Below are 21380 nucleotides of genomic sequence, written 5' to 3'. Positions count from 1 at the left end.
GCGCCCCATGACGGCACGGCAGGCTCTCATCGCAGCATGCCGTCCCTGCCGTTCTGGAAGAACAACCATAGCGATAGGTAATAAAGGAGCCGGAGCGCCGGGATCGAAGGAAAAAAGAGTTAGACAGACTTCTCCCAGCCCTGGCCCATATCGATGAGGGGTCGCACCTCGCCGACCTCGAACGTCACCGAGGCATGGATCATCGCCGCCGCATCCTCACCCGCGGCCTCAGCGACCTTTTGCCGGTAAGCATCGAGCGTCTCTCCGGAGGTCGCGTAGTTCTTCATCTTCAGGTAGACCCGGAGCCCCTTCCAGTCCGCAAGCGTCGCCCCCTGCTCCATGATCGTGAAGACGGCATTGGGATTATCCTGCAGGTAGGCAAACGTGCGGTTATTCCCGAGCCCCATCACGACGGTCTTCTCGTCGACCATCATCGGCGACCCGAAGACCGCCGCATCGATCTTGCCTTCTTTGTTCGCGGTGCTGAGCACCCCGAGTCTCGGTTGTTTGTTGAAGTAGTCCATCAGTTTAGATACCATAGGTACATACCTCCTTCGAATCAGAACTAATCGTCCCTTCCTAAATAGATATGGGTCAGGGCTTCACGCCCCCCCTGGGCCGCCGGACGGTCTTGTCTGGCAGGGATCGCATCCACCCGAGTTAGACCCCCAGGAACTCCCCGGGAGCGAGGCTGGTGGCGAGCATCACCATGTTGATCTCCCGGTGTTGCGCCCAGGTGCCGGCTTTCTGGTTGGTACCGTCCATCCAGAAGCGCTCGATCGCATCGGTGAGCGGCACGTACTCCATGAGAGCCTCCGCTCGCTGCTGCACGTTCCCATCCCGCCCGAAAAGGACCGGGTTATCCCTGACCCGTTCCAGGAGAGGCCCAACACCCGACAGGCCGATCGAGAGCCCGAGCTCCCGGAAGGCGAGGCGGTGATCAGCGGGGTAGCGGAGCGTCCCACCCCGGGTGAAGCGCCTGAGACCGGAGAGGGCCGCATCGAGAACTGACGGCAACAGATCTTCGTATGCAAACCCTTCCCGGCCCGCGAGTTGCGAGATCCTCCCGGCATCGTAGAGAAGGCCGCCTATGCCGAGCGGGTCGTCCGTGGAGAGGGGCTCGCTGCGGCAGATCCGGGCCATATCGGCAATCTCGACCGAGAGACCGGTTCCCCCTGCCGCCTGAAACTCGCTGTAGGTGACGAACCCGTCGAGCGGGTCGTGCTGCCCCATCGCCGGGACGAGCGGCCGGGAGAGGTCGGTGCTCATCTTCCAGTACATCCTCCTGCCGTCGGAGGGGAGGGTATAGGTGAACGCGGCGTGGGCGACCCCTGCAAGCTCCACCGCCCACCGGGTATAGGCCGGGTCTCCGGTCGTCCTGCTCACCCGGTTGAGCGCGTGCATCCACTTTGTCAGGTAGTGGTAGTACTGCCCGTCCTGTTTCCACTCCAGTCGCTCGTCGAACGGCTCACCAGGCCGGCGTTCGGGAAGCGGTTTACCTATCCGGAGACCGCCCCGGGTCGGGTGCGCCTCCCCCTCCTCGTCGGGGAGACCGCTGATCCACCCGGTCCGCGGATCGTCGTCGCGGTGCCGGCCGAGGGTGTGGTGCACCTGGTCGACGAGGCGGAGGGCAAGGTCGCGGTAGGCCGCGTCACCCGTCCGGCGGAAGAGTTCGAGGTAGTTGCAGACCGCGTAGGCGTCCGTCCAGAGGTAGCGCCGCGGGTGGTCGTAGGGCGGGTCGAGCCCGGTCAGGCTGGCGAACTCCGCCATGAGGTCGCGGACGGTTGTGGTGGTCACGCTCTTCGCCATCTCTCCTTCACCGGGGTCATGCTCACCGTGCCGGCCCGATGACCATCCGCCCCCCGGACTCGGGCCGCGGAGGCTTGATCCCGAACTCCGGCAGGATGACGTCGTGGGCGAGGTTGATGAACCTCTCCTGCTCCGGGCCGACCTGGTGCAACAGAACACTGTCGTACCCCATATCGACGAGTTTTCCCACCTTCTCGATGATCTTCTGCGGATCGGGTCCGCAGAGGACGTTCTTTGCGACATCCTCCGGCGTCACCATCTGCTGCAACTGCTCAAAGTGTGCCGGCGTAGGAACGACCCAGTTCAACTCTCCCTTGTTTGCCGCCATGGGGAACCACTCGTACGCAGTGCGCTTCGCCTCTTCCTCGCTTCCGGCGTAGCAGACCACGGTCTCGATCATGCACGATTTGCCCTCGCCGCCGGATGCGCGGAACGTCTCGACGACCTCTTCCGGTTTCTGCTCGAAGTGGATGAGCGCGTCGCCGATCTCACCGGCAACCTCTGCCGCCATCGGCCCCTGGGCCGATATGCGGATCGGTGGGAGAACCTCCGGGAGTTCAAAGATCTGCGCGTTGTCGACGGTGTAGTAGGCGCCGTAGTAGTCCTGCGTGCCGCCCTTCCAGAGCGTCCGGATGATCTTCACCGCCTCGCGGAGCATACCGAGCCGCAACGGCTCGGATGTGGGAAAGATTCCCCCGGTGACGTGCTCATTCAAGTTCTCGCCGGTCCCGAGGCCGAGTTCGAACCGTCCGGGCATCAGGTTTGCCGCGGTCGCCGCGGCCTGTGCGATGATCGCCGGGTGGTAGCGTATCAGCGGGCAGGTCACGCCGGTGGAGACCCGGGCCCGCGAGGTGGCCTGCGATACCGCACCGATGGTGCACCAGGCAAACCCGGCACGCCCGTGGTTCGGGATCCACGGGAGGTAGTGATCGCTGATGCTCAGAAACGAGAACCCGGCGTCCTCGGCAAGCCGTGCGTTCTTCACCAGTTCGGGTGCACTGTGCGACTCGGTGAAGAGTTTGTAGCCTATCTCGACCATGCTTTTCCTCCTTTCCTCGTCCCATGTGCACGGAGGTGCCACGGGTATGAGCAGCGGGGGAGAACGTCACCGGGCTTAAACGTTATGACGGGGGAAAAATAACGAGCTCGGGGTTAGTACCCCGTCGCGTAGTAATACCCGTCCTCTTCCCGGACGCGGACCGGGACGCGGAAGAGGTCGGCGATGGCTTCACTGGTCAGGACATCGGCCTTCGGGCCGTCTTTCTGGACGGCGCCGTCCCGCATCAGGACGACACGGGAGATCTCGGGGATGATGTCGTGGAGGTTGTGGGTCACGAGGATGATCCCGGTGCCGGACTGTGCAATCTTTCGGAGGGTTTTCCTAAAGGTGTGAAGCGCGGCGAGGTCGAGGCTGTTTGTGGGCTCGTCGAGGAGGAGCGTGCTCGGGTCGTGGACGAGCGCCCGTCCGATCAGGAACCGGCGGGCCTCGCCCGAGGAGAGTTCGGTCATCGGGCGGTCGGCAAGGTGGGCGACCTCCAGGAACTCGAGTATCTCATCGGTCCTCCGCTCCATAGCGGGGGTCACCTCGTGAGAGAGGAAGAGCCCGATGCTTGAGAAGAACCCCGAGAGGACAACCTCGCGGCCCGATATGCCGCGGGTGAAGGTGTGCTGGAGGTCGCTAGAGACGACCCCGAGGTGCGACCGGAGATCGAAGGCGTCCCAGGTATCCCGTCCCCGGAACCGGAAGACGACGCCGGCCCCCCCGGCAGAGGGGTAGTACTCGCGGGTGATCGCCCGGATGAGCGACGACTTCCCCGCCCCGTTCGGGCCGAGGATGGCGATATGCTCTCCCTCGCGGATCGTGAGCGAGACGGAGTCGAGGAGCCTGTGGCCGTCCCGGACGACGCTGACGTTTTGGAACTCGACGAGCGCCGGGGGAGAGGAGTGAGTGTTATCGGTCATGCCGGTTGCTCCGCCGGGTGGGGATGCGGTACAGGAGTTTCATGGGATGTCGCTCTGTATATTGGACGGTTCCCGTCAAAAGGTATGCCCCGTCATCGTGGGGAACCGAGCAGTTCGGCAACCCTCTCCGGGTCTTCCGCATAGATCTGGAGGAACCCGGCGGGCTCGAGCCTCACCCTGACGTGGCCGGGATACCGCAGGCTGACCAGGGCGCGGTAGAGCAGCTCCAGTATAAATGCCGTCCAGCCGACCGCCAGGAGAACCTGAAAGCCGAAATAGGGGCCGGCGGACAGGCCTCCCGGGTAGCGCATCAACCCGTTCCCTACGCCAGCAAAGAACATCACTGCAGCCATGATTATCAGGAGGAGCACGGACGCCCAGCGGGGTATGGGCAGGTAGGGTCGTTTCACCTCGACCGACCTTACCGTATCCTTTCCGAAGACGAGCGGCCCGGTATGCGATCTCTGGATGGTGACGGAGTTCCCGGAGAACTCGATCGCGGTCCTGTACGGATTGAAGTAGATGCGCCATGCAACCCACGCCAGAAGGGAGACGGCCAGGAAGGTAAAGGAGAGAGCGGGCCACAGGGAGGGGATCAGGACGGATATCACGAAGAGGGAGAGGAAGGTGAGGACGGAGAACGGCATCAGCACAAAGAAGCGAGGACTGGTGTACTCCACGAACACGCCCTCCACCACCTCCCGGCTGCCTTCCCTCGCGGCTTCAAGCCCGACCACGCCGTCTGGCGCGGCATACCGGCGCCTGCTGGTGCCGGTAGCCGCCGCGTTCGGGCACCAGCCGAGCTTCTTCCGGATATACTCTAGAAATACCATCATCAGGAAACCTCCAGTACCCGGGCTATCCGTTCGGGGTCATCGGTGTAGATGTGGAGGAACCCGGCGGGCTCCAGCTTCACCCTGACGTGGCCGGGATACCGCAGGCTGACCAGGGAGCGACAGAGCAACTCCAGCATATACACCATGAAGCCGACCAGATAGAAGGCGTGGAAGATAAAATCGGGGTCGGCCGGGCTGCCCGGATACCGCATCGCCCCGATCCACACCATGCCGTAGAATACCCCCGCATACATGAGAACCAAGAGCAACGCGGACACCCAGCGGGGTATGGGCAGGTAGGGCTGTTTCACCTCGACCGATCTGACGGCATCCTTTCTAAAGACGAGGGGGCGAGTACGCGATCTCCGGACAACGACCGAATCTCCGAACGACTCTATTTCAGCCTTTTTTTTATCGAGATAGAGACGCACCACGGCATATGCCATAAAGAAGAGGCCTGTGAAAACATAGAATCCGGGACGCAGGGATGGGATCAGGAAGCCCACCACGAGGAGCACGAAGAACACACCGACGACAAGGATCAACGCCGGCAGGAAACGGGGGCTGGTGTAATCCACGAATACACCCTCCACCGCCTCCCGCTTGCCGTCCGCAACCGCCCCCATCCCGATCTCGCCGTCCGGTGCGACATACCGCCGCCGAACGGTGCCGGTCGCGTTCGGGCACCAGCCCATCCACCGGCGTATCGCTTCAGCGAACTTCAGCATCATGCGGACGCTTCCCCGCGGTGGTTTGCACGGTAGATCTCTTTGCGGTGAAAGAGGTAGATCGCCATGATGATGATCCCGCCCACAAGCGTCGCCGCCCCCCAGGTCAGCGGCTGCCAGGTGACGATATCGCCGAAGAGTGTCTCCTTCTCGAATCTCTCCCCGGCACGGATGCCCTGCGCGTCGTAATATACCGCGACGGCGGAGAGGAGGATGAGGATCGGGAGGAACTCACGGTCGTACACGACCGGAAGAAGCCAGGCCAGGGCAAGGAGGATCAGCAGCATGTTGTCCTGGTAGCCGCCCCGATCGCCGCCTGCAGTGCCGGCCGGCTCCGGGCCGGGGTTGGACTCCGGTTTCTTCCCCTGCCACGCATCCCCGTAGCCCGCTTGTGCGCTCGTATGCCGGACGGGTTTGACGGCGCCGGCGTTCGGGCACCAGCCGAGTTTCTTCCTGATATACTCCATGGAGATCGTCATGACGGCATCTCCAGCGCCCGGGCTATCCGCCCCGGATCATCGGTGTAGATCGCGGCGATCTTCTTTTCCGCAGTCGTTATCACCAGGGCCTGCGGGTAACGGGTCCGCAGATAGGTACGGTAGAAGAGCACCGGAAAGAGGATCGCGGCGGCAAGCCCGAAGATAAACTGCATGGAAGCCGGGTTTTCGAACCCGGCGTATACGTTGCCGGCCGCCAACACGAGAAGCACCGAGATCGCTATCGTGAGAAGCCGGAGGGAGACGGGGAGTTTGTTCTCCTTCACCTCTGCCGTCACGACGGCATCCTTTGGGATGACGATCGGTCGGAAGAGCGGCCGACTGATAGTGACGGTATCGCGGGCGATATCGATGCGGGATCTTCGCAGGGCTCCGTAGAGTTCTAGAACGGAGTATCCCACGATGACGGCCAGCAGAAGAAGGCCCCCCGCCGGAGGCATGACGGAGGTTATCGGAACCGTAACGAGGGTTGCCGGAGCCGTGGCGTAGAGACATCCGATGATACCGGCGACGCCAAGCAGCAGCAGGAAAAGCCTTCCCGGGGTGCCGATCGGGCCGTAGTCTACCAGTACACCCTCCACCGCCTCCCGGCCGCCGCCCGCCGCCGTCTCGACCTCGACATCAAGCGCGGCATATCGCCTGCCGGCCATTGCCGCATTCGGGCACCAGCCCATCAGCCTTCGTATCGTCTCGGAGAACCTTATTGCCATATGGGTTCACCCTCCGCGTTCGTATCCAGGGTATACATCGACCCCTTCTTCGCGATCAGGGTTGTGCGGTGCCGCCGCTCCCAGAGGATCGTGATGCCATACTGCGCCCAGAAGGCGATACCGAGGGCCAGCATGAGCGCAGGAAGCCGGTCAAACCACCCCGCATGGATGTAATACACTATGACAATGGCAAGGAGGATGATTGCCGCCGGCAGGCTCAGATCCTGCGTGATGCGCAGCCGCCGGCTCATGTTGGCCCGGATGAACTTTCCGGCATCGATCTGCGCGTACTGCTTCCCTGAACCGAGCAGGAAGCCGATGGCCAGCCCCACCCCGAGGCCAACCCCGAGGAAGATAGCCGGATACCATGAGGCGGTATCCCCGACCAGGAGAAAGGCCGCCACTGTCGCTACCGATGCGGTCAGAGCCGCGACCAGCAGCTGATTATGATAGCGGTTCCACCACCCAAACTCAGGAGTGCCCCCATCCTGCCCGCCCGGTGCCGCGACCGTCGCCGCCCGCGCCACGCGATCCATCCGCACCGACCCTGCCATGGGGCACCACCCAAGATATGCCTGTATCGTCTTTAAGAGGGACAATCACACCATCTCCCGGAGTTTTGCCTATTCGTCGTCATTCCTCCCAAAGTGGGTTTGTTGCGGATCTCTACTCCAAATATATCCCGGACGGGCGTGCAGAGCAGAGCCATCGTTCCATGGGTTACCATCAATCTGTTCCCTCCGGTGCGCGTCGTCGCTCCCAGATATAGAGGATGGGGAAAGAAACGATGCCAATAAGCACGAATGCCTGGAGGAGGGGAAGAACGGGATGCCCCAGTGCCAGGTGGCGCAGAAGAAAGATCATGGCTACTATGAGATAGAAGACAACTGATCGCGCAACGGTGACGCGTTGAACATCACCATCGGTGAAGACAATGCGGGCCAGGAGCAGGCCGATGACGATAAGGACGGGAAGCCAGTAGATCTGGCTGATAGAGTACGCAAGGGATGCGTAAAGGTAGATTAGGAAGACTATAGCGAGAAGGATAGCATCGAACGCTTTTTCGATGGCAGTTCCCCTTCGCTTCGTTTTCTTCTCTCTGTTTCTTAACCCGAGAGCGTGATGGAGGATGCTCACAGGATTGGGATCGGTCAGATGCTCTTTTCGCCTATACCACACCACGATGCAGAAGACTACTGCAGTGATCGCCAGTGGCAGGGGAAACAACAGAAATGCCGGTATTGGGAGATAACCAGCCGTAATGACGAAAGCAGTGATGACGACCAAGATTCCGAAGACTGCAGTTGAGCGCCAGAATTCCTCTTTGGCGATTGAATCGATCTTCATACTTATACCGCCGACGCGCCGTCGGCCGCCATGCGGAGTATCCCCGCGCATGGCGGACCCCGGCTGCATCTGCCGGTGCGCCTGCCCCTCTATAGGACACCACCCGAGGTAGGCCCGGATCGTCTTTAAGAGGGACAATCACACCATCTCCCGGAGTTTTGCAAAGAGTTCGTCGGCCATACGGGTCGGGTCGTCAGTCTTCGTCAGTGTTATCCCCAGTTCGTCCGCATAGCCCCAGAGGAGCTCGATGCATTGGGTGTACCGCTGGCACGCGCCGCAGTCGCCCTCGTGCTCGTACCAGACCTGCACCCCGCGGTCCGCCGAGACGAAGACGATGGCCGCAGCGTCAAACGGGACGGAGCGGCCAAAGAGGACGCCAACCTCCGCGTTCATGCGCTCGACCTCGATCTGGTTCGCCTGCGCCATATTGATAAGCGTCTCCTCGACCTTCCGGTCCATGGCAAGCAGCGCCTTCGAGACCGCCTGGCGGGATATCTTGAAGCGGTCCGCGATCTGGATGTTGGGAAGACCGCTCCGCCGGAGGTTCCAGAACGCGAACTGCCTGTCATCCAGGGAGAGTGGCATTCGTCAACATACACAGGTTGACATTATAAATAATTCGGTTTGTCCCTCATCGAACTCACCGCTGAACTCCTCCGCGTGCCGGGGGAGACCGATACTTCACCCACACCGGTTTCTGCTTGTAAATATCCTTCTAATCGCACATACCGCCGCACAAAACACAAGCCTTAACCACCCGGAGATCATTAGAGTGATTGGTCACTCTAGAGTGACCGGTCGCTCTAAGAGATGGGATCCGTATGACCGGGGAGAGGAACGAGAAGAAAGCAGCCATCGCCGCCACGGCGGTCAGGCTCTTCACGGAGAGGGGATTTCACGGCACCCCCACATCGCTCATAGCGCGCGAAGCAGGCGTCTCGAACGGGACGCTCTTTCACTACTTCCCGACGAAGGAAGAACTCATTAACTCCACCTACTACGAGATCAAGAGCCGGATGGCGGAGGAGATCGGCAGGGGAGGCGACGCGGAGCGGACGAACCGGGAGAGGATGCGGAGATTGTGGCGGAGCGCAGTTCTCTGGGGGGTCGACCACCCCGACGAATATATGTTCGTCCAGCAGTTCTGCTCGTCCCCGTTCGTCAGAAGACTGCCCCCGGAGGAGTTCCTGAAGGACGCTCCCGCCGTCTACGAGGCGCTTACCGAAACCCTCGGGACGACCTGCCTCAAGGGCATGCCGGTCGAGGTCGCCTTTTCCGTCATAACCTCACCAATCGACGCCGTCGTCAGGTCGCTCATCGAATCGGGGGGAGATCTCGACGCAGACCGGCTGATCGCCGCTTCGTTCGAGATTGTATGGAGGGGGTTGACGGAAGAATGACGGAGAGTGCGGAAGAGGAGACACTGACCATGCTATATCGGAAGATGGAGAAGACCGGCGACGAACTCTCGGTACTGGGCTTCGGCTGCATGAGGCTGCCGACGAAGGGTATGGGCATCGATGAAGAACGGGCGATACGGCAGATCCGGTACGCCGTCGACCACGGGGTGAACTACCTCGACACCGCGCTGCTATACCCGGGGAGCGAACAACTCCTCGGCCGGGCGCTCGCCGACGGCTACCGGGAGAAGGTCAAACTGGCGACGAAACTGCCGCATATGCTCGTTACGTCCCGCGAGGATATGGACAGGATGCTCGACCTCCAGCTCAGGACCTTAAAGACGGACCATATCGACTACTACCTGATCCACAGCCTCTCAAGCGGTGAAGGCTGGCGGAAGATGAAGAATCTCGGGGTCGCTGAGTTCCTCGATACGGCGAAGGCGGACGGCCGGATCGTGAACGCAGGCTTCTCATCGCATTGCGGCATCGAGGCATTCAAGGGGATCGTCGACGGCTACGGCTGGGACTTCTGCCAGATCCAGTACAACTACCTCGACGAGATGAACCAGGCGGGGACCGAGGGGCTCATGTATGCGGCTTCAAAGGGGCTCGGCGTCGTCATCATGGAGCCGCTCCGGGGCGGCTACCTTGCGAGGGACCCGCCGGCCGAGGTGCAGGCCGTCTGGGACGAGGCCGACGTGAAGAGGACTCCGGCCGAGTGGGGGCTCCGGTGGGTCTGGAACCACCCGGAGGTCACGGTGGTCCTCTCGGGGATGAACGACGAGCAGCATATCGAGGAGAACATCCGGATCGCCGGCGAAGCCCACCCGAACTCACTTACCGAGAAGGAACTCGAGATCGTCGGCCGGGCGGCGGAGGCTTACCGCAGCCTGAACAGGGTGGGCTGCACCGGGTGCCGGTACTGCATGCCCTGTCCGGCGGGCGTGAACATCCCCGGATGCTTCGAGGCCTACAACACCGAGAGCGGGACGCTCCAGTCGAAGGTGATGTACCAACTCCGCATCGGGGGGAAGATGGACGGTGCGGAACCGGCGTATGCGTCGCTGTGCAGGGACTGCGGCAAGTGCGTGAAGGTATGCCCGCAACACCTCCCGATCCCGGAGCACCTTAGCAAGGTCGCGAAGGATTACGAGAGCATCGGCGTCCGGCTCATCGGGAGCGTGACGGAGTACGCCCTCAGGCTCATGCGCTGGAACACGATGAGGAAAGTCTGAAGCGGCACGGATCAGAAAATTAATCCCCGCTGCCCCGGACAAACCCATATGGACACAGCACTGCGCGACGCCTACACGCGGCTTCACGAGAAGTACTTCCCGGGGGCGGAACTCCCGATCGCCTTCGAGGTCGGGGGCCCGATCGATGGGGTGGAGGAGGCCCCCGCCCCGAAGGGCTGGAGGTGCTTCGTCTGCGATCTCACGAAAGTGCGAAATGGCAAGAGCCTTGTCTTCTCTGAAGAATCTATCGGGTGCCGCGGGGGAAGGTTCTACCTCGGCTACGAGGCCGAGCGGTTCCCCGACTTCCGCTACTTCCTCTCCTACGGAAAACCCGGCGAGATGGAGGGGGAGCGCTACAAGCGGACGCCGGAGATCGTCGACGAACTCGACCGGGGAACCGCACGGATACCGACAGAGGGAAGGAGCATCGTCTTCAAGCGCTGGGACAACCTCACGGAGGCGGACAACCCGGACGCCGTCGTCTTCTTCGCGCGGCCCGAGGTGCTCTCCGGCCTTTTTACGCTCGCAAACTTCGACCGGTCAGACCCGAACGGCGTCATCGCTCCCTTTGGCGCCGGGTGCAGCTCGGTCTTCTCCTTCCCCTGGCTCGAGCAGCAGAACGAGAACCCGCGGGCGGTGCTCGGGATCTTCGATCCCTCGGCACGGCCCTGCGTCCCGCTGGATGTCCTGACGATGGCATTTCCCATGAAGAAGTTCGAGAGGGTCATCGGCTATATGGAGGAGAGTTTCCTCATCACGGAGTCCTGGGAGAAGGTGATGAAGAAGATAGACCGGAGCAATAGCCTCCATTCGCCCCAAAAATGAGCGGACGGGGGATTCAACCGAGCGTCCGGTTGAAGAACCCCACCATCTCCTGATATGCGCTCTCTGTGAGGGGCGTCTCCACGAGCTCCCCGTCCTCGCCGATCATGAACCCGTGCGGCTCGCCCTGGTAGACCTTGAGCTCGAAGTACTTCCCGGCCGCATCGAGGTCGGTCGCATACCGGTAGATATCGGCCACCGGGCTCGCCTCGTCCGCCGTGCCGTGGATGATCAGCATCGGGTCGGTGATGTTGCCGATCTGGCTCGCCGGCGCCGTCCCGTTCGCCTGCCCGCCGGAGTAGGGGAAGCCGTACCAGGCGACACCCGCACTGAACTCCTCGATCCGGGGCAGGAAGAGCATCGTGTAGCGCCCGCCCGCGCAGAACCCCGCGAGCCCGATGCTGCTCGCGTTCACCTCGGGCCGGGTCCCGAGATACGCGACCGTATCCCGGATCAGCGCCTCCGTCACGTTGTCCTGTGGCGCCTGGCCGTAGGTCTGCCACTCGGGGGCGATGACGACGAACCCATCCGTGGCCAGGCGGTCGGCCATAACCCGGTATCCGGGCTCCAGGCCGTTGAAGGAGTGGATTAGCACCACGGCCGGGGACGGCCCATCGCCTTCGGGCGTCGTGATGTAGGCCGGATAACTCTGGCCGTCGCTCTGGATGTTCACCGTCGTTCCGTTCCGCATCCCGGCAGTCCCAACGTCGACGGCGCCTACACTGCCGACGAGAAGGAGCAGGGATACGGCCGCTGCAAGCAGGATCATACTTCTCATAGGTTACCCCCCCGTCCCAGGGTGCACCCCCATCCTGCTCGCGTCATATAACGGTGCCGCCCGTTCGGCAAAAAAAAGTGGTCAGATGAGTTCCCGGATATCCGCAAACGTCGCGTTCTTCGGGACCCAGACGCTGCTCTCGGTGTAGTTCAGCCCGCCGGTCGCGCGGAGTTCGTCGAGTTCGTAGACCCGCGGCCCGTACTGGTACCCGGTCTCGTTCAGCCACCATGCCGGGTACCCGGGCTCCTCGACAGCCTCCGTCGCCGGGTCGGTTATGCGGCCGTTCGAGTACGTAACGATCAGCGTGCCCGCGAGGCCGTGCCATTCGTCGACGATCTCGTCACCCCGCATGACTGTGACGTTCGTGAGGAGACGTGCCGCCCCTTCACCATCGCCGGCAGCGATGAGTTCGGCCGCCTCTCTATCGGTCTGCTGCACAAGGGCAATCGATTCGGCCTCGAGCTCGACCTGCTTTGCAGTGATGGTACCGATCATCGCGTCGTAGCGAAGCATGGCCCAATTCGTTACAAAATCAAACGTCCAGTAGGCGGCGTCTGGATCGTATTCAAACCGGTCGCCGGTCGCGTACGCGGAGGATACGTTCGTTGAACCCGCGTAGATCGGCGCGTAGACCGTCTCGTACGCGACCGCGGGACCGAACCAGAGCACGCCTCCCACCGGGTCGGGGAGGGACGACCGCGCCTGAGCGACGTAACTGTAACTGCAGAAGATCTCCGAGATCGCCCGCGGGTTCGCCCCGGCACGGACCTCTATGTACGACCCGTTCTGGAAATTCGTGTGGGCGTCGTCGGGTCCCAGGTACCGGTACGGGTTCCCGAACGGCCCTGCGGCTTCGCCGGTAGAAAGGTCGAATCCGGTTCCCTCGTAGTGGTCCCGGAAGAGCGAGAACGCTCCGGTGAGGTTGACCTTCTCGTCGGGCGCGATGGTGAACGGGTACGCCTTCGTGTACGAGTCCTCGACGTACGGACTCAGGTTGAGCGACGGGGCGAGCAGGTCCTGTATCCGCCAGACCCGCATCACCGAGTAGTAGGGGTGCGAGTACTCGCCGTAACTGACGGTTTCGAGCCAGTCGAGGGTGCCGTCCGCGGGAGACCAAACGCCCGCTTCTTCGAGTTTCGTGAAGAGATCGGCCGAGTAGATCTGGTCGGGGTTTCCGGGAGCGACCTCGCGGATCCTGAACTCGTTTGCCGCGACAAAGACCTCTCCATCAGGGATCTTCTGCGCGACCCAGAGGCCCCCGCCGTCCGCCTCATCGAGGCTCGAGCAGATCTCGATGACCCACGCCTCCTGTGGATCGGCGAAGATAAGCGTCTCGCCGGTCCCGTAGTAGCCGTAGGTGTCGATCAGGCCGCCGACCACCTCGACCGCCTCCCGCGCCTCCGTGCACCGCTCGAGCGCCACGTTCGAGAGCTCCGAGGAGTAGAAGATCCGCTTCCCTTCGGCTGCACCGAGCTCGACCTTCGCGTAGTCGGTGCACTCGGCGGAGAGGAGCTGGTGTTCGTTCATCATGCCGTATGAGCCGGTGTAGTAGGCGTAGGTGTGCGGCACCTGGTCGATATACCCAAGAACCAGGCGCGAATCACCGCCGCTCGCGCCTCCCGCCGCATCAGAACCGCTGTCGGGGTCGAAGAAGACCGCTCTCTTCTCTCCGGGCGCATGGTCGGCCGCGGGGACGAAAGACAGACTTATGTCGTCGACGTTCCTCCAGTCTTTCCCGACGCCGTCGTTCGTATGCCCGACGTACATCGACCTGTCTTCGGAAGCACCGGGCGTTATCGCAAAGACGGTGCATGCCGCTGCATTCGCGACCATCAGAAGCACGGCGAAGAGACAGAGACAATGTTGAAGAAGATGAGTCGTACCGGTACGTTTACCCATAAAGAAAAAAGGCAGCCCGGGTAGATAAGCATAGCAGATTTATCGCCGTATCCGATGCCATTTTCTCGAAAAATGTTCCCTCTCATTCACCGTTATTCACGCACAACCCTCAGGGCGCCTGCTCCCGGTCCGACGGTTCCTGCCGGCAGTTTACGAGGATACGGGAACTGATGAAGAACATCAGTAGACCAAAAGGAATGTAGTTCGTCCTTCTTGCGGCTTTGCGGGAACTCAATACCAAACGTTAATTGCAAATGTATCCTAAAACCACTTCACGGATAGGGGTCCGATTCCATTCAAGTGCTCTACCCGGAACGTCGCCGGAGAGCCCACAATAAAGCCCGGTGCCGGGAGCGATCGAGAGGGCAATCTGCTCCAAGCCGCCGGTGATAAAACCCCAACACTATCGGTTCGCTCGACGGCGTGCCTTATGGAGGAGGAACGATTTTTGATACACGAGCACGAAACACCCGAGAAGGGATCTGAAACGACCCAGTACCTGGAGAACCTGGTCAGATATGCCAACGCCCCCATCATCGTCTGGGACGCGGATCTCAGGATCACCAGGTTCAACAGCGCCTTCGAGCGGCTGACGGGGCGGGCCGCAGGCGAGGTCGTCGGCCGGTCGCCGGAGATCCTCTTCCCCGAAACCCGGCGTGAGGAACTGATGGGTCTCATCCGGGAGACGACGGCCGGGGAGCGATGGGAGACCGTCGAGATCCCCATACTCACGGCGGGAGGCAGGATCAGGACGGTCCTCTGGAACTCCGCCGCGGTGTACGAGAGCGATGGGGAAGCGATCTCCTCGGTCATCGCGCAGGGACAGGACATCACCGAGCGCAAACAGGCCGAAGAGGCGCTCAAGAGGGCGCATGACGAACTGGAGAGGCGCGTTCTGGAACGCACCTTAGAACTCCGGGAGGCGAACGAAGCCCTGCAGGCCGAGGTTGCCGAACGCATCAGGGCTGAAGAGGCGGTGAAGGCCGGGCAAAAACGCCTCTACGACGTCCTGGAGACGCTGCCGGTATACGTGATACTGCTTTCGCCTGACTATCGCGTGCCCTTCGCAAACTGCTTCTTCCGGGAGCGGTTCGGCGCGTCCGACGGGCGACGTTGCTACGAGTACCTCTTCTCGCGATCGGAGCCCTGCGAGAACTGCGAGTCCTACAACGTCATGAAGACGGGAGCGCCGCATCGCTGGGAGTGGACCGGGCCGGACAACCACGATTACGATATCTTCGACTTCCCCTTCACCGATGCGGACGGCTCCCTCAACATCCTCGAGGTCGGTATCGACATCACCAAGCGCAAGCGGGCCGAGGAGGCGCTACGGGGGTTAAACGAGACGCTTGAAGAGCGTGTGGTCGAGCGTGCGGACGAACTCGCGAAGGCCAACGCCCTTCTCAACGCCATCACCGAGAATACTCCGGCACCCATATGCGTCACCGATCGCGAAGGCCGGTGTGTGCTCTGCAACCCTGCCGTGCCCGGGATAATCGGCAGACCGACCACTGAAGTACTCGGCAGGACGCCGATCGAACTCCTCGGCCCGGAGATCGGCGGCCCTGTTATGGCCAATGATCGGTACGTGATCGAGACCGGGACCACCGAGGCCTTCGAGGAGACGATCGGCGATCGGACTTTCTATATTACCAGGACGCCCATGCGGGATGCCCGGGGAGCGGTCACCGGAGCCATCGCCGTCGGCACAGAGATCACTGAGCTGAAACAGGCGGAAGCGCAGAAGCAGGAGTTCCTGGAGCAGGTGCAGCAGTTCGCCGAAGAGATGGAGGTTCAGAACGAAGAACTGCAGAGCACCACCGAGCAGTTGCAGGAGAAGACCGAAGAACTGGCGCTTCTCAACCGGGTCCTCGAAGAGAGCGAGGAGCACTTCCGTTCCCTCATCGAGAACGCATCCGATATCATCCTTCTCCTCGATATGCAGAGACACATCACCTACGCAAGCCCTTCGGTACGACTGATCGGGGGTTATGATCCCGAGAGTCTCATCGGCACGGACGTACTCGACCTCATACACCCCGAAGACGCCCGGGCAGCAGTAGAAACCGTGAGGGCCGGAATAGCCCTGCCGTCTGCGAGGCTCACGTTCCAGGTCAGAATCAGGAGTTCTGCCGGCCGATGGATTTTCCTCGACGTTACGGGCACGAGCCTGATCCGGGAGGGGAGCGACCGGCAATTCATCATGAACGCACGTGACGTCACCGACCGGAACCATGCCGAAGAAGAGCGAAACAGGCTGCTCGCCAGTCTGGAGGAGGCGCACCGGGAGGCGAACCTCTACCTCGACATCATCACTCACGACATCAGGAATGCAAACAACGTCTCGAGCATCTACGCCGACCTCATGATCGAACTCCTCGACGGCACCGAAAGGGCCTACGCCCGAAAACTCCACGACAGCATAGCGCGGAGCACCGAGATCCTCATGAACGTCTCGACGATCAGGCGCATTCACACCGATTCGGCAGAGTTTTCACCGGTCGACCTCAGCGCGGTCGTCAGCGAGGAGGCCAGAAACTTCCGGGGAGCATCGATACGCCAGGTGGTTCCACCGCTCGAGGTCCTGGCGGACAACCTCCTCGCCACGATCTTCATGAACCTCATCGGCAACAGCGTCAAGTTCGGCGGGCCGGAGGTGGAGATCGTCGTCCGGGCGGAGGAACAGGACGGGGAGGTGCTGGTCTCAGTGGAAGACAACGGGCCCGGCGTGCCCGACGACGTGAAGGGAAAACTCTTCCACCGGTTCGAGCGCGGTAAAGCCCGGGGGAGGGGCGACGGGCTCGGGCTCTTCATCTGCAGGACACTCGTCGAGCGCTATGGGGGAAGGATCTGGATCGAGGACCGCATGCAGGGGCGCCCGGAGGGAGGAGCGGCATTCAGGTTCACGCTCAAGCCGGCGAACCGGGATCGGGATTTTGGTTCGTAACGATAACGGCGCGCTGCCCTGTAGAGAGATCGTAATCGCTCCCGCCGGCGACATCCGACACATAAAAACAGTCGCCACCGGCTTCTTTTTTCCTCATACCGCTCACAGGGGCGGCAACAGCCGGGGCAGCCGCAACGTCGCCGCCCTGCTTCCGCTCGGCGGGAGAAGTATGCGGCTGTCGAAGGTGCCGCGGTCATGGCTGCCCTTCTCCTCATCACCGAAGTCCCGGGCCCGCCCGATCCGTATCAGTCGTCCAGCGTATCGACGCCACCGGGAACCAGGTTCCCGCTCGCCGTGATGCCTGCCGGAGAAGAGCCGGGCTCCCGGGGATCGACCACCGTAACATCCGTCGTTGCCCGGCAGACGATGCCGTCGCTGAGTGTCACGGCCAGCGTGACCGTGTAAGTTCCAGCCGTGGCGTAGACATGGCTGACGGTCTCGCCCTTGCCGGTCGTCCCGTCGCCGAAGTCCCAGGCCATCTCCGAGACGGTTGCGGTGCAGTCCCCGGAGACCGTAGCCGAGCCCCCGAAGACGACCGGCTGATCCGGTTCGACCTGTTCGGGGTCTTTCTCGACTATCGCCGTACAGGAGAAGGTCTCCGGGAGAGGCGGCGAGCCGGCGACATTGCACGGTTCTTCGCAGTTGAGGAGACAGGCGCGGACGGACTCCGTCATCTCGTCCGTCGTCAGGAGGAGGAGCGTATCTCTGGCCCCGATGACTGTGCTGCCGACCGGAACGAAGCGTTCGTCTCCCTTCTGCATCAGGATGATGAGTGTGCCCTTCGGCAACCCGAGGTCGACGACCTGCTTGCCCACCGCCGAGGCGTCCGGAGGGATGACCAGTTCGAGCAATTCGCTCGGGGTATCGGGGTCCACATCGAACTCCCGGGAGAGTTTGCCCGTCTCCTCGAGCGGGCCGGCGAGACCGAGCCAGCGGGCGACTGAGGGGATCGATGTCCCGTGCACGAGCGCCGAGAAGATGACGATGAAGAAGACGATGTTGAATATCGCATCCGCATCAGACACCCCTGCGACAAGGGGGTAGGTCGCGAGGATGATCGGGACGGCGCCCCGGAGCCCCACCCACGACACCAGGGCCTTCTCGTTCATCGGCATCTTCCAGGGGAGCAGTGTGAGCAGGACGGAGACCGGCCGCGCGATGAATATCAGGAAGAGGGCGGCGAGAAGGCCGGGGACGAACGCCGATGCAAGCTGCGAGGGGAAGACGAGCAGCCCGAGCGCAAGGAACATCACGATCTGCATCAACCACGCAATTCCGTCGTAGAACCGGATCAGACTCTTTTTGTGAATGATGACGCTGTTACCAATGATAAGACCGGCGAGGTAGACAGCGATGAACCCGTTTCCGCCGATGACGGTGGTCAGCCCGTAGACCAGCAGCACCATCGCGAGGGTGAGCACCGGGTACAGCCCCTCGGTCTCCAGTTTGATACGGTTGATGAACCAGACCGTGAACTTGCCGAGCGCGTAACCCATGAGGCCGCCGACCGCCATCTGCTGCGCGAACGTCGGGACGAGGCTGAAGATCGACGAACCCGGGGTAAGGATCAGGCCGATGATGCCGGTGGTGAGCAGGACCGCCATGGGGTCGTTGCTCCCCGACTCAAACTCGAGGAACGGTCGCAGATTTCCCTTCAGGCGGGCCCGTGCCGTTCGGAGGATCGAGAAGACTGCCGCCGCATCGGTGGACGAGACGACCGCGCCAAGGAGTAGGCCCGTGAGCGGAGAGAATCCGAGGACCAGGACGGCGAACGCGCCGAGCAGGACTGCGGTCAGGACGACGCCGATCGTGGAGAGGGCGATCCCCTGCCAGAGAACAGGCTGGATCTCTTCCCACCGGGTATCAAGACCGCCCGAGAAGAGGATATATGCAAGTGCTATAATCCCGATGAGCTGCGCAAGCGTGGGGTCGTCGAACGGGATACCGCCCGGCCCCTCCGAGCCTGCGAGCATCCCGACGATGAGGAAGATGAGGAGCGCAGGAACACCGAGCCTCTCCGAGAACTTATTTGCTATGATGCTTATCAGAAAGAGCACCGCTATTCCGATAAATACGAGTTCGAGGGTGAGGACCATTTATGGATATTATTCGCGGGTACTCTGCTTAAAAATTGCCTACCCACTCTTTCGATCGGATAGTCCTCCGGGCGGATACCAACCCGGCGCCGATCGTTTCGCGATCATCGGCACCCGGCAGAACCCCAAAGCCCATCGAGACCGGAGCGAGGGGGCCGGGCGCGCCGAACAGATCTCTCGGCCTCGTCGGTTCCGCGGCGTATCGCGGGGTTGATATAGTATCCGTAAGAAGATCTCAGTCAGGATGACAGAAACCCCGATCTTCCCAAGGCGCGTGAGCACCATACTCCTGTTGACGGCACTGGTGTTCCTCATTATCGGAATCGAGGCGATCGGATACCTCGTCACCATCATCGCCGTATCGGTGATCCTCGCCATGATCATATATCCCCCAACGAAAGCCCTTCGAACGAGGGGACTCCCTGAGAGCGTCGCCGTCGGCGTGGTCGCCGCCGTCGCCTGCCTTGCCGTTCTGCTGATCTGCTATTTCGTCTTCTTCTCGTTCGAGACGCTGGTCGCAGATCTTCCTCTTTACCAGCGGGAGTTGACCGCCAGGTTATCGGAGATCCTTACCCTCCTGGACAGATATGGGATTGAAACGGGTTCGCTCTCACCGTCTTCGATAAACCTGCAGGGATTCGTGGGAATTCTCTCCTCATCGGCCATCAGTATCGCGGATCTCCTTCTCTACCTCTTCTTCATAGCGGTGACGACGATCTTCATGCTCTTTGAGGCGCCGCGGATGCCCGAACGGGTGAGGAAGGTGATGAAGAACGACGAGGCCGTCGAGTCGTTCTCCCGCATGAGCGGATTCCTGGCCAACTTTGTCATCGTCAGGACCGAGGTAAACCTCATCCACGGCTTCCTCTTCGGTACGTTCCTCTGGGTCATGGGGGTGCACGCGGCCGTCCTCTGGGGGGTGATGACGTTCCTGCTCTCGTACATCCCCTACATCGGGCTGGTCATCGCGGCGCTCCCGGCGATCTTCTTTGCCTGGCTGCAGTTCGGGATAGGGGGCGCGATCGCGGTGATCGTGGTCGTCGCGATCCTGAACGCGCTCGTGGAGAACCCGATCTTCGCGCACTTCGCATCGAGGCGCTTCGAGATCCCCGCCCTCGTCGTCGTCCTCTCGGTCATCTTCTGGGGATGGGCGCTCGGTGTTGCCGGGATGATCTTCGCCGTCCCGCTCACCCTCATCGTCCTTATGGTCGCTCAATCGAGCGAGGACTGGGCCTGGGTGAACACGATCCTCGGTGTCGACCACCTCTTTACGGGAGAGCCGACTCTCCCGGCGGAGACGCGGGAGGCCGAGGCGCCACCGGCGAGGTAAACCGGCATGGGGAAGGTTGATACCCTCTTCGCACCCTCCTCTTCTGAGGAGTGAGCATGCTACATACACATGCAATCATCAAAGCGATCTGGGACGCACAGGGTTATGGGAACCTCGCCGTCTGGGCGGATGGGACGACCTCCATCATCGCCCCGGGCGAAAGCCCAAGGAAAGACGGAACAGCGCCGCTTGCGATATTCAAACCCATCCCCCTCGTGGCGGGATTTCCGATGCTCGACTTCGCCATCCACGACCCCGATCTGCTGGAACGGATCGAGACGACGATCAGGGAGGCAGGCGGCGAGATTGAGCGGGACTGAGAACGGCCCGGCACTTACCGTAACTACAAAAAAAAGTGATCTGATTTTAGAGTGATCCGGAAAGGATCACTCGGTCGTCTTCCCGTCGAAGTGCTCGTCGTCCGCCATGGCCGCTTCGCGGGTCTTGTGCACGACCGCATCACGGTGCTCCGGCGGCGAGTAGATCGTGTAGAGCTTGAGGTCGGCGGTCTTTGAGGTGTTGATCACGTTGTGCTTGGCACTGTTCGGCACGACCACGGCGCTGCCGTCCTTCACCTTGTACTCGGTGTTGTCGATGACGACCTTCCCCTCCCCTTCTTCGAACCGGAAGAACTGGTCGACGTCGTCGTGAACCTCCTCGCCGATCTCCTCGCCGGGCTTCAGGCTCATCAGCACGAGCTGGCTGAATTTGCTCGTGTAGAGAACTCTGCGGAATTCGGTGTTCTTTACAGTTTCAGTCTCGATATCGGTTGCAAATCCTTTCTTCATATTCAGAACCTCCATATAAGCAGGTTTGTTTTTGTTGTGGGTGATAACAATATTCCATTATGCCGCCACTTCTATTAAACATTAGCCCGTTTCAGGTCTCTTGAACTCCGAATAAAACCTGTGGCGGCTGCGCCGGGCAGTTAGAGCGACCTATACAGCCGGAACGATATTCAGCGGCCGGGGCCCGGAGTTC

The 21380-nt window shown here is 61.6% G+C and carries 21 protein-coding genes; 6 read left to right on the top strand and 15 right to left on the bottom strand.

Annotated elements, in window-relative coordinates; genetic code table 11:
• Positions 1–119: 119 nt before the first annotated feature.
• The 11 genes from FKB36_RS10275 to FKB36_RS10225 all read right to left on the bottom strand — a co-directional run bounded on the left by FKB36_RS10275 (position 120) and on the right by FKB36_RS10225 (position 8474).
• Positions 120–539, bottom strand: a complete 420-nt coding sequence (locus FKB36_RS10275) for a pyridoxamine 5'-phosphate oxidase family protein (protein ID WP_261597976.1) — start codon at positions 537–539, stop codon at positions 120–122.
• Between the two features lie 121 nt (positions 540–660).
• Positions 661–1809, bottom strand: a complete 1149-nt coding sequence (locus FKB36_RS10270) for a hypothetical protein (RefSeq protein ID WP_261597975.1) — start codon at positions 1807–1809, stop codon at positions 661–663.
• Between the two features lie 22 nt (positions 1810–1831).
• Positions 1832–2848, bottom strand: a complete 1017-nt coding sequence (locus tag FKB36_RS10265; protein ID WP_261597974.1) for a TIGR03557 family F420-dependent LLM class oxidoreductase — start codon at positions 2846–2848, stop codon at positions 1832–1834.
• 113 nt (positions 2849–2961) lie between these two features.
• Positions 2962–3771, bottom strand: coding sequence for an ABC transporter ATP-binding protein (locus tag FKB36_RS10260; RefSeq protein ID WP_261597973.1), 810 nt, complete (start codon positions 3769–3771; stop codon positions 2962–2964).
• Positions 3772–3863: 92 nt separating this feature from the next.
• Complete coding sequence (locus FKB36_RS10255; protein WP_261597972.1) at positions 3864–4607, bottom strand: DUF1673 domain-containing protein; 744 nt, start codon at positions 4605–4607, stop codon at positions 3864–3866.
• A complete protein-coding gene (locus tag FKB36_RS10250; RefSeq protein WP_261597971.1) occupies positions 4607–5338 on the bottom strand; it encodes a DUF1673 domain-containing protein in 732 nt (243 codons plus the stop codon). Before FKB36_RS10250 ends, FKB36_RS10255 begins: the two co-directional genes overlap by 1 nt.
• On the bottom strand, positions 5335–5814 hold the full coding sequence (locus FKB36_RS10245) for a DUF1673 domain-containing protein (protein WP_261597970.1): 480 nt from the start codon (positions 5812–5814) through the stop codon (positions 5335–5337). The genes FKB36_RS10250 and FKB36_RS10245 overlap by 4 nt, the downstream gene beginning before the upstream one ends.
• The gene (locus tag FKB36_RS10240; RefSeq protein WP_261597969.1) at positions 5811–6542 is read right to left on the bottom strand and encodes a DUF1673 domain-containing protein; all 732 of its coding nucleotides are present in this window, start codon (positions 6540–6542) and stop codon (positions 5811–5813) included. The genes FKB36_RS10245 and FKB36_RS10240 overlap by 4 nt, the downstream gene beginning before the upstream one ends.
• A complete protein-coding gene (locus FKB36_RS10235; protein ID WP_261597968.1) occupies positions 6533–7141 on the bottom strand; it encodes a DUF1673 domain-containing protein in 609 nt (202 codons plus the stop codon). Before FKB36_RS10235 ends, FKB36_RS10240 begins: the two co-directional genes overlap by 10 nt.
• 127 nt (positions 7142–7268) lie before the next feature.
• On the bottom strand, positions 7269–7889 hold the full coding sequence (locus tag FKB36_RS10230) for a hypothetical protein (protein ID WP_261597967.1): 621 nt from the start codon (positions 7887–7889) through the stop codon (positions 7269–7271).
• A 138-nt stretch (positions 7890–8027) separates the two neighbouring features.
• Positions 8028–8474 (bottom strand): hypothetical protein, encoded by a 447-nt coding sequence (locus FKB36_RS10225; RefSeq protein ID WP_261597966.1) that lies wholly within the window; start codon positions 8472–8474, stop codon positions 8028–8030.
• A gap of 236 nt (positions 8475–8710) precedes the next feature.
• Between FKB36_RS10225 and FKB36_RS10220 the strand changes: the two genes are divergently transcribed.
• The 3 genes from FKB36_RS10220 to FKB36_RS10210 are packed head-to-tail and all read left to right on the top strand — an operon-like array spanning position 8711 to position 11352.
• Positions 8711–9289, top strand: coding sequence for a TetR/AcrR family transcriptional regulator (locus tag FKB36_RS10220; protein ID WP_261597964.1), 579 nt, complete (start codon positions 8711–8713; stop codon positions 9287–9289).
• A gap of 29 nt (positions 9290–9318) precedes the next feature.
• Positions 9319–10527: an aldo/keto reductase gene (locus tag FKB36_RS10215; protein WP_261598077.1), complete on the top strand. Its 1209-nt coding sequence runs from the start codon at positions 9319–9321 to the stop codon at positions 10525–10527.
• A 48-nt stretch (positions 10528–10575) separates the two neighbouring features.
• A complete protein-coding gene (locus tag FKB36_RS10210) occupies positions 10576–11352 on the top strand; it encodes a DUF169 domain-containing protein (RefSeq protein WP_261597961.1) in 777 nt (258 codons plus the stop codon).
• 13 nt (positions 11353–11365) lie between these two features.
• Here the strand turns inward: FKB36_RS10210 and FKB36_RS10205 are convergent, their stop codons facing one another.
• Both FKB36_RS10205 and FKB36_RS10200 read right to left on the bottom strand, forming a co-directional pair.
• Positions 11366–12127 carry a dienelactone hydrolase family protein gene (locus FKB36_RS10205; RefSeq protein WP_261597960.1) on the bottom strand — a complete coding sequence of 254 codons (762 nt, stop codon included), beginning with the start codon at positions 12125–12127 and terminating at the stop codon, positions 11366–11368.
• 81 nt (positions 12128–12208) lie between these two features.
• Positions 12209–13960 (bottom strand): dipeptidase, encoded by a 1752-nt coding sequence (locus tag FKB36_RS10200; protein WP_261597959.1) that lies wholly within the window; start codon positions 13958–13960, stop codon positions 12209–12211.
• A 514-nt stretch (positions 13961–14474) separates the two neighbouring features.
• Between FKB36_RS10200 and FKB36_RS10195 the strand changes: the two genes are divergently transcribed.
• Positions 14475–16973 carry a PAS domain S-box protein gene (locus FKB36_RS10195; protein ID WP_261597958.1) on the top strand — a complete coding sequence of 833 codons (2499 nt, stop codon included), beginning with the start codon at positions 14475–14477 and terminating at the stop codon, positions 16971–16973.
• A gap of 245 nt (positions 16974–17218) precedes the next feature.
• Here the strand turns inward: FKB36_RS10195 and FKB36_RS10190 are convergent, their stop codons facing one another.
• The gene (locus FKB36_RS10190) at positions 17219–19069 is read right to left on the bottom strand and encodes a potassium/proton antiporter (RefSeq protein WP_261597957.1); all 1851 of its coding nucleotides are present in this window, start codon (positions 19067–19069) and stop codon (positions 17219–17221) included.
• 274 nt (positions 19070–19343) lie between these two features.
• Between FKB36_RS10190 and FKB36_RS10185 the strand changes: the two genes are divergently transcribed.
• Positions 19344–20399, top strand: coding sequence for an AI-2E family transporter (locus FKB36_RS10185; protein ID WP_261597956.1), 1056 nt, complete (start codon positions 19344–19346; stop codon positions 20397–20399).
• Between the two features lie 56 nt (positions 20400–20455).
• Positions 20456–20719, top strand: coding sequence for a hypothetical protein (locus FKB36_RS10180; RefSeq protein ID WP_261597955.1), 264 nt, complete (start codon positions 20456–20458; stop codon positions 20717–20719).
• Positions 20720–20785: 66 nt separating this feature from the next.
• On the opposite strand, the gene FKB36_RS10175 is transcribed toward FKB36_RS10180, so the two are convergent.
• A complete protein-coding gene (locus FKB36_RS10175; RefSeq protein ID WP_261597954.1) occupies positions 20786–21187 on the bottom strand; it encodes a cupin domain-containing protein in 402 nt (133 codons plus the stop codon).
• Between the last annotated feature and the right edge of the window lie 193 nt (positions 21188–21380).

It is taken from the genome of Methanoculleus formosensis, assembly GCF_025384765.1.
GTDB classification, from domain to species: domain Archaea; phylum Halobacteriota; class Methanomicrobia; order Methanomicrobiales; family Methanoculleaceae; genus Methanoculleus; species Methanoculleus formosensis.
This window is presented reverse-complemented; position numbering and strand designations above follow the sequence as displayed.

What these genes read in the sequence shown, in the direction of transcription:
- FKB36_RS10275 (WP_261597976.1), bottom strand. Translation starts at nt 539, where the DNA reads ATGGTATCTAAACTGATGGACTACTTCAACAAACAACCGAGACTCGGG.
- FKB36_RS10270 (WP_261597975.1), bottom strand. Translation starts at nt 1,809, where the DNA reads ATGGCGAAGAGCGTGACCACCACAACCGTCCGCGACCTCATGGCGGAG.
- FKB36_RS10265 (WP_261597974.1), bottom strand. Translation starts at nt 2,848, where the DNA reads ATGGTCGAGATAGGCTACAAACTCTTCACCGAGTCGCACAGTGCACCC.
- FKB36_RS10260 (WP_261597973.1), bottom strand. Translation starts at nt 3,771, where the DNA reads ATGACCGATAACACTCACTCCTCTCCCCCGGCGCTCGTCGAGTTCCAA.
- FKB36_RS10255 (WP_261597972.1), bottom strand. Translation starts at nt 4,607, where the DNA reads ATGATGGTATTTCTAGAGTATATCCGGAAGAAGCTCGGCTGGTGCCCG.
- FKB36_RS10250 (WP_261597971.1), bottom strand. Translation starts at nt 5,338, where the DNA reads ATGATGCTGAAGTTCGCTGAAGCGATACGCCGGTGGATGGGCTGGTGC.
- FKB36_RS10245 (WP_261597970.1), bottom strand. Translation starts at nt 5,814, where the DNA reads ATGACGATCTCCATGGAGTATATCAGGAAGAAACTCGGCTGGTGCCCG.
- FKB36_RS10240 (WP_261597969.1), bottom strand. Translation starts at nt 6,542, where the DNA reads ATGGCAATAAGGTTCTCCGAGACGATACGAAGGCTGATGGGCTGGTGC.
- FKB36_RS10230 (WP_261597967.1), bottom strand. Translation starts at nt 7,889, where the DNA reads ATGAAGATCGATTCAATCGCCAAAGAGGAATTCTGGCGCTCAACTGCA.
- FKB36_RS10225 (WP_261597966.1), bottom strand. Translation starts at nt 8,474, where the DNA reads ATGCCACTCTCCCTGGATGACAGGCAGTTCGCGTTCTGGAACCTCCGG.
- FKB36_RS10220 (WP_261597964.1), top strand. Translation starts at nt 8,711, where the DNA reads ATGACCGGGGAGAGGAACGAGAAGAAAGCAGCCATCGCCGCCACGGCG.
- FKB36_RS10215 (WP_261598077.1), top strand. Translation starts at nt 9,319, where the DNA reads ATGCTATATCGGAAGATGGAGAAGACCGGCGACGAACTCTCGGTACTG.
- FKB36_RS10210 (WP_261597961.1), top strand. Translation starts at nt 10,576, where the DNA reads ATGGACACAGCACTGCGCGACGCCTACACGCGGCTTCACGAGAAGTAC.
- FKB36_RS10205 (WP_261597960.1), bottom strand. Translation starts at nt 12,127, where the DNA reads ATGAGAAGTATGATCCTGCTTGCAGCGGCCGTATCCCTGCTCCTTCTC.
- FKB36_RS10200 (WP_261597959.1), bottom strand. Translation starts at nt 13,960, where the DNA reads ATGGTCGCGAATGCAGCGGCATGCACCGTCTTTGCGATAACGCCCGGT.
- FKB36_RS10190 (WP_261597957.1), bottom strand. Translation starts at nt 19,069, where the DNA reads ATGGTCCTCACCCTCGAACTCGTATTTATCGGAATAGCGGTGCTCTTT.
- FKB36_RS10180 (WP_261597955.1), top strand. Translation starts at nt 20,456, where the DNA reads ATGCTACATACACATGCAATCATCAAAGCGATCTGGGACGCACAGGGT.
- FKB36_RS10175 (WP_261597954.1), bottom strand. Translation starts at nt 21,187, where the DNA reads ATGAAGAAAGGATTTGCAACCGATATCGAGACTGAAACTGTAAAGAAC.